The organism is Streptomyces sp. NPDC059247 (genome assembly GCF_042754005.1).
Taxonomy (GTDB): Bacteria; Actinomycetota; Actinomycetes; order Streptomycetales; family Streptomycetaceae; genus Streptomyces.
Genome location: NZ_JBHYZW010000002.1, coordinates 307,465 through 325,044 on the forward strand (window position 1 = coordinate 307,465; position 17,580 = coordinate 325,044).

The following is a 17,580-nucleotide window of genomic DNA, read 5'->3' on the forward strand; positions in this document are numbered from 1 at the left end:
GGCCGTTCCCATGAATTTCTCCCCGCTGCCCTCGGTGGACGCGGCTTCCGTGCCGGCCGATGCCCTGGTGCTGGACGTCAGGGAGGACGACGAGTGGGCCGCCGGGCACGTCGAGGGCGCGCTGCACGTGCCGATGAGCGGCTTCGTCGCCCGCTTCGGTGAGGTGACGGAGGCGGTCGCGGACCGTGGCCGGGCTTATGTGATGTGCCGGGTCGGCGGCCGGTCGGCGCAGGTCACGCAGTATCTGGTGCAGCAGGGCTTCGACGCGGTGAACATCGACGGCGGGATGCTCGCCTGGGACGGTGCCGGGCGTCCGATGGTCGGCGACGGCGACAGCCCGGCCTTCGTCCTCTGACGGGGGCGGCGGGGGCGCCGGGGGCGGCGCCCGGTGCGCGTCAGCCGAGGGGATGGGCGGCCAGCAGGTCGCCGAGTGCCTCCTCGTGGGCGGCGGCGGGGCCGAGCGAGAGTTCCAGGTGCTTGGCCCAGGCGTGATAGCGGTGCAGCGGGTAGTCGGTGTCGGCGCCGAAGCCGCCGTGCAGGTGCTGGGCGGTCTGCACCACCCGCCGTACTCCTTCGGAGGCCCAGATCTTCGCGACGGCGATGTCGCCCGTGACGGGGAGCGGGCCTCCCGTGTCGGCGCCGAGGCGCCAGGCGGCCTGCCAGAGGGTGGCTTCCATGGCGCGCAGGTCGATGTAGCGGTCGGCGGCCTGGACGGCGACGGCCTGGAAGGTGGCCACGGGGTGGCCGAACTGTTCGCGTTTCCCGGTGTACTGGCTCGTCATGGCGAGCACGGCTTCGCCGAGGCCGAGGGCGAGCGCGCAGGTGCCGGTGGTGAGGAGTCCGCGCAGCCGTTCCCAGGCGCCGTCCGCGTCGATGACATCGGCGGTGTCGAGGCGGACGCCGTCGAGGTGCAGTTCGGCGAGGAGTTCGCCGTGGGTGGAGTACTGCGCGGTGAGGCCGAGACCGTCGTGGGCGCGGGGCACCAGGGCGAGGACGGTACGGCCGTCGGCGGTGTGTGCCGGTACGGCGATGAGGTCGGCGCCGTGGGCCCAGGGGACGGCGGTCTGCTGTCCGTCGAGGATCCAGTGGTCGCCGTCGCGGCGTGCGGTGACGGCCCGTTCGGCGGGGTCGTGTCCGGTGCGCCCCTGGGAGGCGGCGGTGAGGACCAGCTCGCCACGGCCGACGCGGGGGAGTATCCGGGCGGCGGTCCCGGGGGGCGCGTACCGGTCGACGGTCATCGCGACGGCGCTGGTCTCCAGGAGGGGGACGCGGGCGAGGACGCGAGCCGATTCCCGCAGCACGAGGCAGAGGGCGACCGGGTCGAGGCCCGAGCCGCCGTGTCGTGGGGAGACGGTGAGCGCGAGGAGGTCGGCGGCGGCGAGCCGGGCCCAGAGGGGCCGGTCGAGGTCCTCGGCGACCGCGCCGGGAGTGAGCGCGGGGCTGGGTACGGAGTCGGGTGCGACGTCGGAGAAGACCGCCTCGGCCGCCTCCACGGCCGCCCGCTGCTCTTCGGTGAAGGTGAAGTCCACTGCCCTGCCCTCCCGTTGGGACCCGTTTGCCTGACGGTTCGTCAAGATAGAACAGGTTCTAGTGGAAGGGAATGCGCGGCACCGCCCGTACTTCACGGGGTGTGGTCGTCCGGACCCCCCGGAGGCAGTGGCGCCCATGAGGTCCGGGCGCTGCCGCCGGTCCGGTGCCGTCCGGTCCGGTGCCGTCCGGTGCGGGTCAGCGGTCGAAGTCCAGTTCCACGTCCGGGGTGACCGGGTGGGACTGGCAGGCCAGGACGTATCCGGCTTCCGTCTCCTCGGGTTCGAGCGCGAAGTTGCGGTCCATCCGTACCTCGCCGCCGACGAGGAAGGCGCGGCAGGTGCCGCACACCCCGCCCTTGCAGGCGTACGGGGCGTCCGCGCGGGCCCGGAGCACCGTGTCGAGGAGGGTCTCGCCCCGGTCCACCGGCCAGCTGCCGGACCGTCCGTGCAGGGTCGCGGTCAGGGTGGCGTGGGCGGGGGCGTCGGCCGCCGGGGCGCCGACGGGCGTGGAGCCGTCGTCGACGTGGAAGATCTCCTGATGGACGCGGGCGCGGTCGACGCCGAGTCCGCGCAGGGCCCGCTCGGCTCCCTGGACCAGCCCGAAGGGGCCGCAGAGGAACCAGCCTTCGATGGTGCCGACCGGCAGCAGCGCGGGCAGCAGCGCGGAGAGCCGCTCCTGGTCGAGACGGCCGGACGGCAGCCCGGACTGCTGCTCCTCCCGGGAGAGCACGGTGACCAGCTGGAAGCGGTCGGGGTGACGGTCCTTGAGGTCGGCGACCTCGTCGAGGAACATCGTGGACGCCTCGGTGCGGTCGCTGCGGATCAGACAGAACCGGGCCTCGGGCTCGCGGGCGAGCAGGGTGGCAGCGATGGACAGGACCGGGGTGATGCCGCTGCCGCCGACGATCGCGGCGAAGTGGCCGGGGCGCGGGGCGAGCGTGAATCGGCCCCGGGGTTCCATGACGTCGACGAGGTCGCCGACGGCCAGTTCCTTGAGCGCGTACGTGGAGAACGCGCCGCCGTCGACGCGCCGGATGCCGACGCGCAGCACGGGGGGTTCGCCGGGCGGGGAGGCGGGGGCGCAGATCGAGTAGGTGCGCCGGACGTCCTCCCCCCGCCGGTCCGTGCGGCGCAGGGCGAGGTGCTGGCCGGGGAGGTGCCGGTAGGCCTCGTGGAGCTCGGGCGGGACGGCGAAGGTGACGGCCACGGAGTCGTCGGTGAGCTGCTCGACGCCGCTCACCGTGAGCGGGTGGAACCCGGCCCGCTCGGCGCCTGGGGACACCATCTACAACTCCTTGAAGTGGTCGAACGGTTCGAGGCAGGCGGTGCAGCGGCGGAGCGCCTTGCACGCGGTCGAGGAGAAACGGCTGAGCAGTTCGGTGTCGGTGGAGCCGCAGTGGGGGCAGCGGATCGCGAGGGTGAGGGGGACGGGGCCGCCCGCCGGGCCCTGCGGGCGGGGCGGGGCGACGCCGAACTCGGCCAGTTTCCGGCGGCCTTCCTCGCTGATGTCGTCGGTGGACCAGGCGGGGCTGAGGACCGTGACGACGCAGACGTCGGGGACGCCGTGCTCGTGGAGGGCGCGCTCGATGTCCGAGGACATGGCTTCGACGGCCGGGCAGCCGGTGTAGGTGGGGGTGAGGGAGACCTCGACGCTGCCGGGGCCGGTGATGTGGACACCGCGCAGTACGCCCAGTTCGGCCAGGGTGAGGACGGGCAGCTCGGGATCGAGGACGGCGCCGGCGATCCGGGCGAGTTCCTCTTCCAGGGCGGTTGCGGTCACCATGTCGCCCCCGGGTGGCTGCGGTGCAGGTGCTGCATCTCGGCGAGCATCGGTCCGAAGGGTTCGGTGTGCAGGCCTTGGCGGCCCGCCCCGGCGGCCCAGGCTCCGGTGCGGGGGCCGGAGGGCACGGTGAGGGTGGCTCTGCCGAGGACGTCGGTGACGGCGGCCAGCCAGTCGTCCTCCAGGGCCGGATGGTCCACGTCGATGCCGTCGACGGGACGGAAGAGTTCGCCGGTGTACCGCCAGAGGGCGTCACAGGCCCGCTGGGCGCGGGTGTGGCTCTCGTCGGTGCCGTCGCCGAGGCGCAGGATCCACTGCTCGGCGTGGTCCCGGTGGTAGGCGACTTCCTTGACGGCTTTGGCGGCGAGCCCGACGAAGGGGCCTTCGCCGGTGGCCAGCCGCCCGTACAGGAGGTGCTGGTAGGTGGAGAAGTAGAGCTGCCGGACGATGGTGTGGGCGAAGTCGCCGTTCGGCTGCTCGACGAGCTGGACGTTCCGGAAGGAGCGTTCCTCGCGGAGGTAGGCGAGTTCGTCCTCGTCGCCGACGAGGGAGAGCAGAACGCGGGCCTGACCGAGGAGGTCGAGCGCGATGTTGGCGAGGGCGACCTCCTCCTCCAGGACGGGGGCGGAGCCCGCCCACTCCCCCAGGCGGTGGGAGAGGACGAGGGCGTCGTCGCCGAGGGCGAGCGCCGCTTCGACGGGCACGCCGGTCGGGGGCGTCCGGGTGCCGGTGGCGACCGTGGGGACGCTCCGGGGCCGTTCCCCGGTCGTGGTCGTGGTCGTGGTCGTGGCCGGGGCCGCAGGGGCGGGGCCGCTGGTCCGTTCCCCGGTCGCGGTCACCGTGGCGGGCCCGCCGCTGCTGGTCCGGTCCTCGGGTGTGGCGGTGTGCTCGTGGGTTCCGGCGGTGCTCACAGGTGCTTCACCCCCTCCGGGATCTCGTAGAACGTCGGGTGGCGGTAGGGCTTGTCGGCGGCCGGTTCGAAGAACGAGTCCTTCTCGTCGGGGGAGGAGGCGGTGATCTCCGTGGAGGGGACGACCCAGATGGACACGCCCTCGCTCCTGCGGGTGTACAGGTCGCGGGCGTTGCGCAGGGCCATCTCCGCGTCGGGGGCGTGGAGACTGCCCGCGTGGGTGTGGGACAGTCCGCGCCTGGAGCGCACGAACACCTCCCACAGCGGCCAACCGTCGCTCGTCATCCCTGTACCTCCCCGTGCTCGCCGGTGTGCTGGTGCTTCTTCGCGTGGGCGGCGGCGGCCTCTCTGACCCAGGCGCCGTCCTCGTGGGCCTGGCGGCGCCTGGTGAGCCGCTGCTCGTTGCACGGGCCGTTCCCCTTGAGGACGTCCCAGAACTCGGTCCAGTCGATCGGGCCGAAGTCGTGGTGCCCGCGCTCCTCGTTCCACCGGAGGTCGGGGTCGGGGAGGGTGAGTCCGAGGGCCTCGGCCTGGGGCACGGCGATGTCGACGAAGCGCTGCCGCAGTTCGTCGTTGGAGTGGCGCTTGATCTTCCAGGCCATCGCCTGGGCGGTGTGGGTGGACTCGTCGTCCGGCGGGCCGAACATCATCAGGGAGGGCCACCACCAGCGGTCCACGGCGTCCTGGGCCATGGCGTGCTGGGCCTCGGTGCCGTTCGACAGGGCGAGCAGTGCCTCGTACCCCTGGCGCTGGTGGAAGGACTCCTCCTTGCAGACGCGGACCATCGCGCGGGCGTACGGCCCGTAGGAGCAGCGGCAGAGGGGGACCTGGTTGGTGATCGCGGCGCCGTCGACCAGCCAGCCGATGGCGCCGACGTCGGCCCAGGTCAGGGTGGGGTAGTTGAAGATCGAGGAGTACTTCTGGCGGCCCGAGTGGAGCTTGTCGAGGAGTTCGTCGCGGCTGGTGCCGAGGGTCTCCGCCGCGCTGTAGAGGTACAGGCCGTGGCCCGCCTCGTCCTGCACCTTGGCCATGAGGATGGCCTTGCGGCGCAGCGAGGGCGCGCGGGTGATCCAGTTCGCCTCGGGCTGCATCCCGATGATCTCGGAGTGGGCGTGCTGCGCGATCTGCCGGACGAGCGAGGCGCGGTACGCCTCGGGCATCCAGTCGCGCGGCTCGATCCGCTCGTCGGCGGCCACCGCGGCGTCGAACAGGGCCTCGTGGGCGGCCTGCTCGGCGGCCGTGGCCGCCTCCGACACGCCGGGCACGCCCCTGCTCTCCGCTGTCCCTGCCGTCACTGCGGTCATCGGACCCCCTACCGACCGATCGTTCGGTTGAATGACTTCAATGGTGGGTCGACGGCCCGTATGGTGTCAACCCTGTGGATAACCGAGTGGGCCGATCGGGATCGGGGCGGGATGGACGCGTACGTCGAGAAGGACGCGGCCGGAGTGGACGGCGACCCTCCGGGACCCCTCGCCCCCGGCCCCGCCGAAGCACCCCCCGGAGACCCCGCGACCGGTCCCGACGGGGCGCACCCGGGGGCCCCCGCGACCGGCCGGGACCCGTCGCGGCCCGGCCGCGCGAGCGGGGGGATCATGGCCCTGTCCCTGCCCTACCAGGTCGTTCTCGCCGTGGCGCTCGCCGTCACCGCGGTCTTCGCCTGCGTCCATCTGGCCATGGTCTTCCTGCACGTCGCTCCGTCGAACACGCTGACCAAACGGCACGGTCAGGCCGTCGACGACTGGATCTACCCCGAGTTCGAACAGAACTGGAAGCTCTTCGCGCCCAACCCGCTCCAGCAGAACGTCTCCGTCGAGGCCCGCGCCGAGATCGCCACCGGTGACGGCACCCTCCGCACCAGCGGCTGGATCGACCTCACCGCCCAGGACACCGAGGCCGTCCGGCACAACCCGATGCCCAGCCACACCCAGCAGAACGAGCTGCGCCGGGCCATCGACTTCTACTTCGGCACGCACACCGAGGATCACCGCTCCCAGGGGACGCGCGGCGAGCTCTCGGAGCGGTACATGCGCCGGATCGCGGTGTTCCGGCTCGATGCCCTCCCCTCCCTCGCGGGCACCGACGGGCGGGGGCTCAGCGGCGAGGTGCGGCGCGTTCAGCTCCGCGCCGTCTCCCGGCCCGTCCCCGCGCCCGCGTGGAGCACCGAGAAGACCGACACCGCCGCCTCCTACCGCGACCTCCCGTGGTGGCGGGTCACCGACACCGACCGGCCCACCGAGGCCGACCGAAGCCGCACGGAGGCGGGCCGATGACCGACGCGACCCCGGAACCGACGCCGCAGCCCGGCCCGCAGCCCGGCCCGCAGCCCGGCCCGGAGCCCGGCTCGGAACCGACCTCGGCCCCGGGGCCCGGCCCGGAGCCCACTCCCGAACCGGCCCCGGGGCCCACCCCTGTCCCCCTCTCGAAGCCCGCCCCCGCCTTCGTGCCGGTGGGGGAGGCTGGAGGCGGGGCGGGGCCCGGGGGCGTGGGGGCTCTCGAACCCGGAGCTGTGCCGAGCGGAGTCGTACATCCTGGGAGAAGTGCCATCCAGGTCGGGGCCGGGGCCGGATCCGGGGCTGGGGGCGCTCGGGCGCGTGAGCCCTTCGACCGGCGGCTCGCGCGGGCCGTCCAGACCGTCACCGGCCGCTCCCTCGGCGCCTACCAGAGCGCGATCGTCCGGATCGGCTTCGCGCTGACCTGGCTGGTCTTCCTGCTGCGCGAGCTGCCCCACCGGCACGAGCTGTACGGCCCCGACAGCCCTTGGTCCTGGGAGCTGGCCCACCGGCTGATCGCCGACAACCGGGCCTTCACCGTGCTCCTGTGGTCGGACGGGAACTTGTGGTTCGAGTTCGTCTACGCCGTCGCGGTCCTCTCCGCCGTCCTGCTCCTGCTGGGCTGGCGCACCCGCGCCGTCTCCGTGGTCTTCATGGTCGGCGTGCTGTCACTGCTGAACCGGTCCGTCTTCGTCGGCGACGGCGGCGACAACGTCCTCCACCTCGCCGCGATCTACCTGGTCTTCACCCGCTGCTCCCAGGTGTGGTCCCTCGACGCCCGGCGGGCGGCCCGCGAGGCGCGCGCCGCCCGTGCCGGGGAGCCGCCGCGCCAGGACCGCGTCGGCCCGCTCCTGTGGACCGTCCTCGGCGGTTTCCTCCTCGCCACGACCTGGTTCAGCGCTGTCAGCGGCGAGTGGTGGCTGCCAGTGCTGCTGTGGGTGCTGTGGCTGGGGAACGGCCTGTGGTGGCTGGTCTGCCGACAGGCCCCCGACGAGCCGCGCACCCTGCTCGACGCCCTGGCGAACCTCGCCCACAACACCGCCCTCCTCGTGCTCATGGCCGAGGTCTGCCTGATCTACGCCACGGCGGGCTGGTACAAGATCCAGGGCTCGCGCTGGCAGGACGGCACCGCGCTGTTCTACCCGCTCAACCTGGACTACTTCACCCCCTGGCCGGCCCTCTCCGAGCTGCTCGGCACCAGCGGGACCATGGTGATGCTGCTGACCTACGGCACGGTCCTGGTGCAGGTCGCCTTCCCGTTCACGCTCTTCCACCGCAAGGTGAAGAACGTGCTGCTCGTGGCGATGATGCTGGAGCACGCCGGGATCGCGGTCCTGCTGGGGCTGCCGGTCTTCTCCCTCGCGATGATCTCCGCCGACGCCGTGTTCCTGCCCACCCCGTTCCTGGTGGCGCTCGGCGTCCGGGCCGCACGGGGCCGGGACCGGCTGCTGCGGCGGCCGGGCACCGGGAAGCTGCCGCGGCAGCGCCGTACGGGTGAGGAGCCCGCCCCCCGTACCCTCGTCGGGTGAGCACCACCGAACAGAGTCCCGGACCCGGGTCCGCCGAGCCGGTCCAGTACGACGAGGGCTTCGGCCCCGAGATCGGCGTCGGGCCGCACCCGGAGCCGTGGCCCGAGGGCGAGCGGTACGACCCCGAGCTGCTGGCCGGGGGCGACCGGCGCAATGTGGTGGACCGCTACCGGTACTGGACACATGAGGCGGTCGTCGCCGACCTCGACACCCGGCGGCACGACTTCCACGTGGCCGTGGAGAACTGGGGCCACGACTTCAACATCGGCTCGGTGGTGCGCACCGCCAACGCGTTCCTCGCGAAGGAGGTCCACATCGTGGGCCGCCGCCGCTGGAACCGTCGTGGCGCCATGGTCACCGACCGCTACCAGCACGTCCGGCACCATCCCGACACGGCGTCGCTGACCTCGTGGGCGGCGGCCGAGGGCATTCCGGTCATCGGCATCGACAACCTGCCGGGCGCCGTGCCGCTGGAGCGGACCGTGCTGCCGCGCCGCTGCGTGCTGCTGTTCGGACAGGAGGGTCCCGGGCTCACCGAGGAGGCCCGCGCGCACGTGGAGACGGTCTGCTCGATCGCCCAGTTCGGCTCGACCCGCTCCATCAACGCGGGGGCCGCCGCCGCCATCGCCATGCACGCGTGGGTGCAGCGGTACGCGGAGATCGAGAGCGCCTGACGGAGGCCGAGGCTCTCGCGGAGCCCGTCCCGGCCGGAGCCGGAGGCCCTGGTGGAGCCGGAGATCCGGTGGAGCTGGAGATCCGCTGGGGCCGGAGCGGTCCGGCGGGCGAGGCGGCCCGACCCGCGTGGGGACCTCCGGAGGTCCCCACGCGCGCGTGGTTCAGGCCTGGCGGCGGACCTCCACCACCCGGAAGCGGTTGGCGACGAAGGCGCCGTCGCACAGGGCCGCGTTGGCGGCCGGATTGCCCCCCGAGCCGTGGAAGTCGGAGAACGCGGCCGTCTGGTTCACATAGACCCCTCCGGTGAGGTTCAGCGAGAGCTGGGCCGACTCCTCCAGGCAGACCTCCTCCACCGCCCGCTCGGTCTCCGCCGAGGTCGTGTACGCCCCGACCGTCATCGCGCCCTTCTCGCGGACCGTGCGCCGCAGCAGCTCCAGCGCGTCCTCGGTGGAGTCCACCGAGACGGCGAAGGAGACCGGGCCGAAGCACTCCGAGAAGTACGCGGCCTGGGCGTCGGGCTTGGAACCGTCCAGCTTCACGACGACCGGGGTGCGGACCACGGCGTCCGGATACTCCGGATTGACCACCTCGCGGGAGGCGAGCGCCACCTCGCCGAGCCCGGCGGCGGCTTCCAGGCGCGCCTTCACGTCCGGGTTGACCAGGGCGCCGAGCAGCCCGTTCGCCCGTGCGTCGTCGCCCAGCAGGCCGTCGACCGCCGAGGCGAGGTCCGCGACGACCTCGTCGTACGACTTGGGCCCCTGGTCGGTGGCGATGCCCCCGCGGGGGATCAGCAGGTTCTGCGGGGTGGTGCACATCTGGCCGCTGTACAGGGAGAGGGAGAACGCCAGGTTGCCGAGCATCCCCCGGTAGTCGTCGGTGGAGTCGATCACGACCGTGTTGACGCCGGCCTTCTCGGTGTAGACCTGCGCCTGGCGGGCGTTCTCCTCCAGCCAGTCGCCGAAGGCGGTGGAGCCCGTGTAGTCGATGATCCGGACCTCGGGGCGCACGGCGAGGGTCTTGGCGATGCCCTCGCCGGGCCGCTCGACGGCGAGCGTCACCAGGTTCGGGTCGAAACCGGTCTCGGCGAGGACCTCGCGGGCGACGCGGACGGTGAGCGCGAGCGGCAGCACCGCGCGCGGGTGCGGCTTGACCAGGACCGGGTTGCCGGTGGCGAGGGAGGCGAACAGGCCCGGATAGCCGTTCCACGTGGGGAAGGTGTTGCAGCCGATGACGAGGGCGACGCCCCGGCCGACCGGGGTGAACTCCTTGCTCAGCTCCAGGGGGTCCCTCTTGCCCTGCGGCTTGGACCAGTCGGCCCGTCCGGCGGGCGTGCGGGTCTGCTCCGCGTACGCGTACGCCACGGCTTCGAGACCGCGGTCCTGGGCGTGCGGGCCACCGGCCTGGAACGCCATCATGAACGCCTGTCCGCTGGTGTGCATGACGGCGTGCGCGAACTCATGGGTGCGGGCGGAGATCCGGGCGAGGATCTCCAGACAGACCAGGGCGCGGGTCTCGGGCCCCGCGTCCCGCCAGGCGCCGGTGCCCGCGCGCATCGCGGGGAGCAGGACGTCGATGTCGGCGTGCGGGTACTCGACGCCGAGGGCCGGGCCGTACGGCGAGGTCTCGCCACCGGTCCAGCCGTCCGTGCCGGGCTGGTCCAGCTCGAAGCGGGTGTTCAGGACGGCCTGGTGGGCGGCGAGCCCCGCCGCCGCGTCGAGCGAGCCGTCCGCCCCGTACGCCTTCGGGTGCTCGGGGTACGGCGACCAGTAGGCACGGGTCCGGATGGTGGCGAGCGCCTGGTCGAGCGTGGACCGGTGCTTCTCGGCCAGACGGTCGATGGTCGGCTGAGCGGTGGCCATGGATGGACCAACTCCTCGTCGAGCTGGGCAGGGAGACGCGTACGGAGTTAGAGTAACCGAACGATCGGTCGGGACAAGGGGGCCTGTCGATCCTGTGGAAAACCCATCGGGGAGGATCACTCCAATGAGCGCCAACGTGACCGTCAGGGGGAGCGACGACGTGACCGCCAGTGAGCCCGCCGCCGTGGGACGCGACCGCACCGTCGCCGTCGTCGGCACCGGCACCATGGGCCAGGGCATCGCCCAGGTCGCCCTGGTCGCGGGACACCCCGTCCGCCTCTACGACAGCGCCCCCGGCCGCGCCGAGGAGGCCGTCAAGGCCCTCGCCGCCCGCCTCGGCCGGCTCGTGGAGAAGGGCCGCCTGGACGCCGTCGCGCGCGAGGACGCCCTCGGACGCCTGCACGCGGCCCGGGACCTCGCGGACCTCGCCGACGCGGCGCTCGTCGTCGAGGCGGTCGTCGAGCTGCTCCCCGTCAAGCAGCGGCTCTTCGCCGACCTGGAGGAGGTCGTCGCCGACGACGCCGTCCTCGCCACCAACACCTCCTCCCTCTCCGTCACCGCCGTCGCGGGCGGCCTGAGACTGCCGGGACGTCTCGTCGGACTGCACTTCTTCAACCCGGCGCCGCTGCTCCCGCTCGTCGAGGTCGTCAGCGGCTTCGCCACCGACCCGGACGTCGCCACGCGCGCGTACGGCACGGTGAAGGGCTGGGGCAAGACCCCGGTGCGCTGCGCCGACACCCCCGGCTTCATCGTCAACCGGATCGCCCGTCCCTTCTACGCGGAGGCGCTGCGGGTCTTCGAGGAGGGCGCCGCCGACCCGGCCACCATCGACGCGGCCCTGCGCGAGTGCGGCGGCTTCCGCATGGGCCCCTTCGAGCTGACCGACCTCATCGGCCAGGACGTCAACGAGGCCGTCACCCGCTCCGTCTGGGAGTCCTTCCACCAGGACCCCAAGTTCACGCCCTCGCTCGCCCAGCGCAGGCTCGTGGAGTCCGGGCGCCTCGGCCGCAAGACGGGCCGGGGCTGGTTCTCGTACGCCGAGGGCGACGAGCGGCCCGCGCCGGACACCGCGCCGCCCGCCGGGGCGCCGGGACGGATCGTGGTCCGGGGCGGCCTCGGCCCGGCGGAACCACTGGCCGGGCTCTTCGAGGAGGCCGGGATCCAGGTCCGGCGCGAGGACGGCGACGGCCACGTCCTGCTGCCCGGCGGCGGCAGGCTCCGCCTCGCGGACGGCGAGGCGTCCTTCGAGCACGGCACCGAGGAGATCGTCCACTTCGACCTCGCCCTGGACTACGCGCGGGCCACCCGGATCGTGCTCTCGACCCGTGAGGGCACCTCGGAGGAGACCCTCGCGGAAGCGGTCGGCCTCTTCCAGGCCCTCGGCAAGCGGGTGTCCGTGATCGGCGACGTACCCGGCATGATCGTGGCCCGTACGGTCGCGATGCTCGCCGATCTCGCGGCCGACGCCGTCGACCGGGGCGTCGCCACCGCCGAGGACGTGGACACCGCCATGCGGCTCGGGGTCAACTATCCGGTGGGGCCGCTCGAATGGGCCGGAAAAGTGGGCCACGCGCGCGTACGGGGGCTGCTCGGCGCCCTGCACGAGCGCTGCCCGACGGGCCGGTACGCGCCCAGCCCGGCCCTCGCGCGCCGGGCGTACGCCGAGGACGCGGAGGACTCCCGATGACGACCGCCAGACGTGACACCTACACCCCCGAGACACTGCTCTCCGTCGCCGTCCGGATCTTCAACGAGCGCGGCTACGACGGCACCTCCATGGAGCACCTCTCCAAGGCGGCGGGCATCTCCAAGTCGTCGATCTACCACCATGTGTCCGGCAAGGAGGAGCTGCTGCGGCGGGCCGTCAGCCGGGCCCTCGACGGGCTCTTCGCGATCCTCGACGAGCCGGGCGCCGGGGACGGCAGGGCCGTCGAGCGGGTCGAGTACGTCACGCGCCGCACGGTCGAGGTGCTGCTCGCGGAGCTGCCGTACGTGACGCTGCTGCTCCGGGTGCGGGGCAACACGGCCACCGAGCGGTGGGCCATGGAACGGCGCCGCGAGTTCGACCACAAGGTCGCCGAGCTGCTCAGGGCCGCCGCCGACGAGGGCGACCTGCGGACCGATGTGGACATCCGGCTGGCGACCAGGCTCCTCTTCGGCATGATCAACTCGCTGGTGGAGTGGTACCGGCCGCACCCGGACGCGGCGGCGGAGCGCGAGCAGCTCGCCGAGACCGTCGCCAGGCTGGCCTTCGACGGGCTGCGGACGGCCCGCTGAGGGCCGTCGGGGACCGGCCCGGCGAAGTCCTCTGACCGGCCCTGACCGGGGCGGCGCCCTGGACCGGGGCGGCCGGCCGAGGTGTCCGGGTCGCCTGAGTCGGCCGGGGTGACTGAGCCGTCCGAGCCGCCTGGGTCGGCCGGGGTGACTGAGCCGTTCGGGGGCGCTTGGCCGGGATGGGTGCGATCGGGTCGGCGGGACTCCGGGACCGGCCCCGCCGAGGTGTCCGGGATCCGGCCCGGCCGGGATCCCGGCCCCTCCGGGTCCTGTGGTCGGCAGGACCCGGAAGCGGCGGTCTAGGCCCCCGGGCCCGCGTTCAGGTCCGTCTCCTCGAAGACCAGCAACGTGCGCGTGGACAGCACTTCCGGGATCGACTGGAGCCGGGTGAGCACCAGCTCCCGCAGCGTCCGGTTGTCCGGCGTGTGCACCAGGAGCAGTACGTCGAAGTCCCCGCTGACCAGCGCGATGTGCGTGGCCCCCGGCAGGGCCCGGAGCTGCTCGCGGACCGTCCGCCAGGAGTTCTGGACGATCTTGAGCGTGATGTAGGCGGAGGCGCCGTGCCCCGCCCGCTCGTGGTTGACGCGGGCGCTGAAGCCCCGGATCACCCCGTCGTCGATGAGCCGGTTGATGCGCGCGTACGCGTTGGCCCGCGAGACGTGCACCCGCTCGGCCACGGAGCGCACCGAGGCGCGCCCGTCCGTTTGCAGCAACCGCAGGATGTCGCGGTCGATCGCGTCCAGGGGCCGGGCCGGGAGGCTCGCCGGGGGCATGTCGAACGGGGTGCTCAGGGTCTCCCCCGGCACCTCGCCCCCCGCCCCGCCGGGACCGGGGCCCGCTCCGTCCGCCGGGACCCCGTCCCGGCCGACGGCCATTTGTTCATCCGCCATGTCCCCCCGCCTCTCTCCCGTGGACGACCTGCACCCATCCCAGGCTGTGGAGAACCGTTTGTCCACAGGCTGAAGGTGCCTGTAGCCAAAATGCCTCCACGACCGAACAATCGGTAGGTGAGGCGCGCCACACTCGCGCCACCCGCCTTCGGGTCTTATGCCCGCTCCCACGAGGAGGTGGACTCGTTGCAACAGCGCAGTTCGACAGTCCAAGAGCCGCCCGGTGCCGTCCCGACCCGGCCCGTCCCGCCCCCGGCGTGGCAGCCCCGCACCGACCCCGCCCCGCTGCTGCCCGACGCCGAGCCGCTGCGCGTGCTCGGCACGGACGCCGTGGCCGACACCGATCCCGCACTGCTGCTCCGGCTCTACGCGGAACTGGTCCGTGGCCGCCGGTACAACGCGCAGGCCACCGCCCTCACCAAGCAGGGCCGCCTCGCCGTGTACCCGTCGACCACCGGGCAGGAGGCGTGCGAGATCGCCGCCGCCCTCGCCCTGGAGGACCGGGACTGGCTCTTCCCCTCGTACCGCGACACGCTCGCGGCGGTCGCCCGCGGCCTCGACCCCGTCCAGGCGCTGACCCTGCTGCGCGGCGACTGGCACACCGGGTACGACCCGCGGGAGCACCGCGTGGCGCCGCTCTGCACCCCGCTGGCGACCCAGCTCCCGCACGCGGTGGGCCTGGCCCACGCCGCCCGCCTCAAGGGCGACGACGTCGTCGTCCTCGCCATGGTCGGCGACGGCGGCACCAGCGAGGGCGACTTCCACGAGGCCCTGAACTTCGCGGCCGTCTGGCGGGCGCCCGTGGTCTTCCTCGTGCAGAACAACGGCTTCGCGATCTCCGTCCCGCTGGCCAAGCAGACCGCCGCTCCCTCCCTCGCCCACAAGGGCGTGGGATACGGGATGCCCGGCCGGCTCGTCGACGGCAACGACGCGGTCGCCGTGCACCAGGTGCTCACCGAGGCCGTGTCCCGCGCCCGGCGAGGCGGCGGCCCCACCCTCGTCGAAGCCGTCACCTACCGGATCGACGCCCACACCAACGCCGACGACGCCACCCGCTACCGCCCGGCCGACGAGGTCGAGACCTGGCGGGCGCACGACCCGATCCTCCTCATCGAACGGGAACTCGACGCGCGCGGACTCCTCGACGAGGACACCCGGCGCGCGGCGGCCGACGCCGCCGAGACGATGGCCGCCGACCTGCGCGAACGGATGAACGCCGACCCGGTGCTCGACCCCATGGACCTCTTCTCCCACGTGTACGCGGAGCAGACCGCGCAGCTGCGCGAACAGGCGGCGCAGCTGCGCGCCGAGCTCGAAGCCGAGGGTGAGGCGTGATGACGACGGCGACGACCCGACCCACGGCGGGCAGGACCGCCGGGGCCGCAGGACGGCCCAAGCCCGCCACCATGGCGCAGGCGCTCCAGCGCGCCATGCGCGACGCCATGGCCGAGGACCCCACCGTCCATGTGATGGGCGAGGACGTCGGCACCCTCGGCGGTGTCTTCCGCGTCACCGACGGGCTCGCCGCGGAGTTCGGCGAGGACCGTTGCACCGACACCCCGCTGGCCGAGGCGGGCATCCTCGGCGCGGCGGTCGGCATGGCCATGTACGGGCTGCGCCCGGTGGTCGAGATGCAGTTCGACGCCTTCGCCTACCCGGCGTTCGAGCAGTTGATCTCACACGTCGCCAAGATGCGCAACCGCACCCGCGGCGCGATGCCGATGCCGATCGTCATCCGTGTCCCGTACGGCGGCGGGATCGGCGGCGTCGAGCACCACAGCGACTCCTCCGAGGCCTACTACACGGCCACGCCGGGGCTCCACGTCGTCACCCCGGCCACCGTCGAGGACGCCTACGGACTGCTGCGCGCGGCCATCGCCTCCGACGACCCGGTGGTCTTCCTGGAGCCCAAGCGGCTCTACTGGTCCAAGTCCGACTGGTCCCCCGAGGCGCCCGCGCCCGTCGAGCCGATCGGCCGGGCCGTCGTCCGCCGCCCCGGCACCGGGGCCACCCTGATCACCTACGGCCCCTCCGTGCCGGTCTGTCTGGAGGCGGCCGAAGCCGCGCAGGCCGAGGGCTGGGACCTGGAGGTCGTGGACCTGCGTTCGCTCGTGCCCTTCGACGACGAGACCGTCTGCGCCTCGGTCCGGCGCACCGGCCGCGCGGTCGTGGTCCACGAGTCGACCGGATTCGGCGGCCCCGGCGCGGAGATCGCCGCGCGGGTGACCGAGCGCTGCTTCCACCATCTGGAGGCGCCGGTGCTGCGGGTCGCGGGCTTCGACATCCCGTACCCGCCGCCGATGCTCGAACGCCACCACCTGCCGGGCGTGGACCGGATCCTGGACGCGGTCGCGCGGCTCCAGTGGGAGACGGAGAACTGATGGCCCAGGTCCTTGAGTTCAAGCTGCCCGACCTCGGCGAGGGACTCACCGAGGCGGAGATCGTGCGCTGGCTGGTGGCCGTCGGTGACGTCGTCGCCGTCGACCAGCCGGTCGTCGAGGTCGAGACGGCCAAGGCCATGGTCGAGGTGCCCTGCCCGTACGGCGGCGTGGTCACCGCCCGGTACGGCGAGGAGGGCACCGAGCTTCCCGTCGGCGCCCCGCTCCTGACGGTCGCCGTGGGCGGTACGGAGCCGACGGAGGCCCCAGGGAGCGACGGGACGCCCGCCCCGGACGCGGAGACCGCCGCCGACACGGCCGTCTCCTCGGAGTACTCGGGCAATGTGCTCGTCGGCTACGGCACGGCGGGGCCCGCCGCCCGCCGCCGCCGGGTGCGCCCCGCGAACCCGGCGGTGCCACGGACCTCCGCCGTGCGGACTCCCGTCGCTCCGGCTCCCGTCGCTCCGGCTCCGGCTCGGGCGTCCGCCTCGGCTGCCGCTCCGGCTCCCCTCCCGGTCGCCGTCGCCGGGCACGGGCCGGTGCCGGTCATCTCGCCCCTCGTACGGAAGCTGGCCAGGGACCAGGGGCTCGACCTGCGGGAGGTCCGCGGATCGGGGCCCGAGGGCCTGATCCTGCGCGTCGACGTGGAACGGGCCCTCGCGGCCCCCGAGGACACCGCCGCCGCTGCCGCCCCGGCCGTCGTCACCGCGACGCCCGCCCCGGCGGCCGTCCCCGCCGTCCCCGCCGCCGCTCGGGCCGGTGAACGGATTCCGCTGCGCGGGGTCCGTGGCGCCGTCGCGGAGAAGCTGTCCCGCAGCCGTACGGAGATCCCCGACGCGACCTGCTGGGTCGACGCCGACGCGACCGAGCTGATGGGCGCGCGGACGGCGATGAACGCGGCGGGCGGCCCGAAGATCTCGCTGCTCGCGCTGTTCGCCCGGATCTGTGTCCACGCCCTGGCCCGGTTCCCCGAGCTCAACTCGACCGTGGACACCGCCGCCCGGGAGATCGTCCGGCTCCCCGACGTGCACCTCGGCTTCGCCGCCCAGACCCCGCGCGGTCTGGTGGTGCCCGTGGTCAAGGACGCGGGCTCCCGCTCCGCGGAGTCGCTGACGGCCGAGTTCGCCCGGCTGACCGGGGCCGCCCGGGACTCCGCGCTCACCCTGGCCGACCTGACCGGCGGCACGTTCACCCTCAACAACTACGGGGTGTTCGGGGTCGACGGGTCCACACCGATCATCAACCACCCCGAGGCGGCCATGCTCGGCGTCGGCCGGATCGTCCCGAAGCCCTGGGTCCATCGGGGCGAACTGGCCGTCAGGCAGGTCGTGCAGCTCTCCCTCACCTTCGACCACCGGGTCTGCGACGGCGGTACGGCGGGCGGCTTCCTGCGGTACGTGGCGGACTGCGTCGAACAGCCCGCCGTCCTGCTCCGCACGCTCTGACACCCTCCGTCCCTCCGCGCGGTCCGTCGGCTCCTCCG

17 protein-coding genes are annotated in these 17,580 nt (G+C 73.5%); 9 read left to right on the forward strand and 8 right to left on the reverse strand.

What is annotated here, in order from left to right:
* The first annotated feature begins 10 nt into the window (after positions 1-10).
* A complete protein-coding gene (locus tag ACFXGN_RS05305) occupies positions 11-355 on the forward strand; it encodes a rhodanese-like domain-containing protein (protein WP_384853696.1) in 345 nt (114 codons plus the stop codon).
* 40 nt (positions 356-395) lie between these two features.
* On the opposite strand, the gene ACFXGN_RS05310 is transcribed toward ACFXGN_RS05305, so the two are convergent.
* The 6 genes from ACFXGN_RS05310 to paaA all read right to left on the reverse strand — a co-directional run bounded on the left by ACFXGN_RS05310 (position 396) and on the right by paaA (position 5,523).
* Entirely contained in the window at positions 396-1,529 is a 1,134-nt protein-coding gene (locus ACFXGN_RS05310; RefSeq protein ID WP_384853699.1) for an acyl-CoA dehydrogenase family protein, read from the reverse strand.
* 196 nt (positions 1,530-1,725) lie between these two features.
* Positions 1,726-2,814, reverse strand: a complete 1,089-nt coding sequence (locus ACFXGN_RS05315; RefSeq protein WP_384853702.1) for a 2Fe-2S iron-sulfur cluster-binding protein — start codon at positions 2,812-2,814, stop codon at positions 1,726-1,728.
* Entirely contained in the window at positions 2,815-3,312 is a 498-nt protein-coding gene (gene paaD, locus ACFXGN_RS05320) for a 1,2-phenylacetyl-CoA epoxidase subunit PaaD (RefSeq protein WP_384853704.1), read from the reverse strand.
* On the reverse strand, positions 3,306-4,013 hold the full coding sequence (gene paaC, locus ACFXGN_RS05325) for a 1,2-phenylacetyl-CoA epoxidase subunit PaaC (RefSeq protein WP_384854509.1): 708 nt from the start codon (positions 4,011-4,013) through the stop codon (positions 3,306-3,308). The genes paaD and paaC overlap by 7 nt, the downstream gene beginning before the upstream one ends.
* A 203-nt stretch (positions 4,014-4,216) precedes the next feature.
* A complete protein-coding gene (gene paaB, locus ACFXGN_RS05330; protein ID WP_384853707.1) occupies positions 4,217-4,504 on the reverse strand; it encodes a 1,2-phenylacetyl-CoA epoxidase subunit PaaB in 288 nt (95 codons plus the stop codon).
* The gene (gene paaA, locus ACFXGN_RS05335; RefSeq protein WP_384853710.1) at positions 4,501-5,523 is read right to left on the reverse strand and encodes a 1,2-phenylacetyl-CoA epoxidase subunit PaaA; all 1,023 of its coding nucleotides are present in this window, start codon (positions 5,521-5,523) and stop codon (positions 4,501-4,503) included. Before paaA ends, paaB begins: the two co-directional genes overlap by 4 nt.
* Before the next feature lie 111 nt (positions 5,524-5,634).
* Between paaA and ACFXGN_RS05340 the strand changes: the two genes are divergently transcribed.
* The 3 genes from ACFXGN_RS05340 (at position 5,635) to ACFXGN_RS05350 (ending at position 8,695) form a co-directional block, all read left to right on the forward strand.
* Positions 5,635-6,492 carry a DUF5819 family protein gene (locus tag ACFXGN_RS05340; RefSeq protein ID WP_384853713.1) on the forward strand — a complete coding sequence of 286 codons (858 nt, stop codon included), beginning with the start codon at positions 5,635-5,637 and terminating at the stop codon, positions 6,490-6,492.
* 272 nt (positions 6,493-6,764) lie between these two features.
* Entirely contained in the window at positions 6,765-8,021 is a 1,257-nt protein-coding gene (locus tag ACFXGN_RS05345; protein WP_384854511.1) for an HTTM domain-containing protein, read from the forward strand.
* Entirely contained in the window at positions 8,018-8,695 is a 678-nt protein-coding gene (locus tag ACFXGN_RS05350) for a TrmH family RNA methyltransferase (RefSeq protein ID WP_384853715.1), read from the forward strand. Before ACFXGN_RS05345 ends, ACFXGN_RS05350 begins: the two co-directional genes overlap by 4 nt.
* Positions 8,696-8,857: 162 nt before the next feature.
* Here the strand turns inward: ACFXGN_RS05350 and paaN are convergent, their stop codons facing one another.
* On the reverse strand, positions 8,858-10,555 hold the full coding sequence (gene paaN, locus ACFXGN_RS05355; RefSeq protein ID WP_384853718.1) for a phenylacetic acid degradation protein PaaN: 1,698 nt from the start codon (positions 10,553-10,555) through the stop codon (positions 8,858-8,860).
* A gap of 124 nt (positions 10,556-10,679) precedes the next feature.
* Between paaN and ACFXGN_RS05360 the strand changes: the two genes are divergently transcribed.
* Together ACFXGN_RS05360 and ACFXGN_RS05365 are read left to right on the forward strand one after the other, a co-directional pair.
* Positions 10,680-12,242: a 3-hydroxyacyl-CoA dehydrogenase gene (locus ACFXGN_RS05360; RefSeq protein ID WP_384853721.1), complete on the forward strand. Its 1,563-nt coding sequence runs from the start codon at positions 10,680-10,682 to the stop codon at positions 12,240-12,242.
* On the forward strand, positions 12,239-12,832 hold the full coding sequence (locus ACFXGN_RS05365; protein ID WP_384853724.1) for a TetR/AcrR family transcriptional regulator: 594 nt from the start codon (positions 12,239-12,241) through the stop codon (positions 12,830-12,832). The genes ACFXGN_RS05360 and ACFXGN_RS05365 overlap by 4 nt, the downstream gene beginning before the upstream one ends.
* A gap of 296 nt (positions 12,833-13,128) precedes the next feature.
* On the opposite strand, the gene ACFXGN_RS05370 is transcribed toward ACFXGN_RS05365, so the two are convergent.
* Complete coding sequence (locus ACFXGN_RS05370) at positions 13,129-13,719, reverse strand: Lrp/AsnC family transcriptional regulator (protein ID WP_384853727.1); 591 nt, start codon at positions 13,717-13,719, stop codon at positions 13,129-13,131.
* A 177-nt stretch (positions 13,720-13,896) separates the two neighbouring features.
* Between ACFXGN_RS05370 and pdhA the strand changes: the two genes are divergently transcribed.
* Genes pdhA through ACFXGN_RS05385 form a run of 3 tightly spaced genes read left to right on the forward strand, consistent with a single transcriptional unit; the run spans position 13,897 to position 17,542 of the window.
* Positions 13,897-15,054 (forward strand): pyruvate dehydrogenase (acetyl-transferring) E1 component subunit alpha, encoded by a 1,158-nt coding sequence (gene pdhA, locus ACFXGN_RS05375; protein WP_384854513.1) that lies wholly within the window; start codon positions 13,897-13,899, stop codon positions 15,052-15,054.
* Positions 15,054-16,100 (forward strand): alpha-ketoacid dehydrogenase subunit beta, encoded by a 1,047-nt coding sequence (locus ACFXGN_RS05380; RefSeq protein ID WP_384853730.1) that lies wholly within the window; start codon positions 15,054-15,056, stop codon positions 16,098-16,100. Before pdhA ends, ACFXGN_RS05380 begins: the two co-directional genes overlap by 1 nt.
* Entirely contained in the window at positions 16,100-17,542 is a 1,443-nt protein-coding gene (locus ACFXGN_RS05385; protein WP_384853733.1) for a dihydrolipoamide acetyltransferase family protein, read from the forward strand. The genes ACFXGN_RS05380 and ACFXGN_RS05385 overlap by 1 nt, the downstream gene beginning before the upstream one ends.
* The last annotated feature ends 38 nt before the right edge of the window (positions 17,543-17,580 follow it).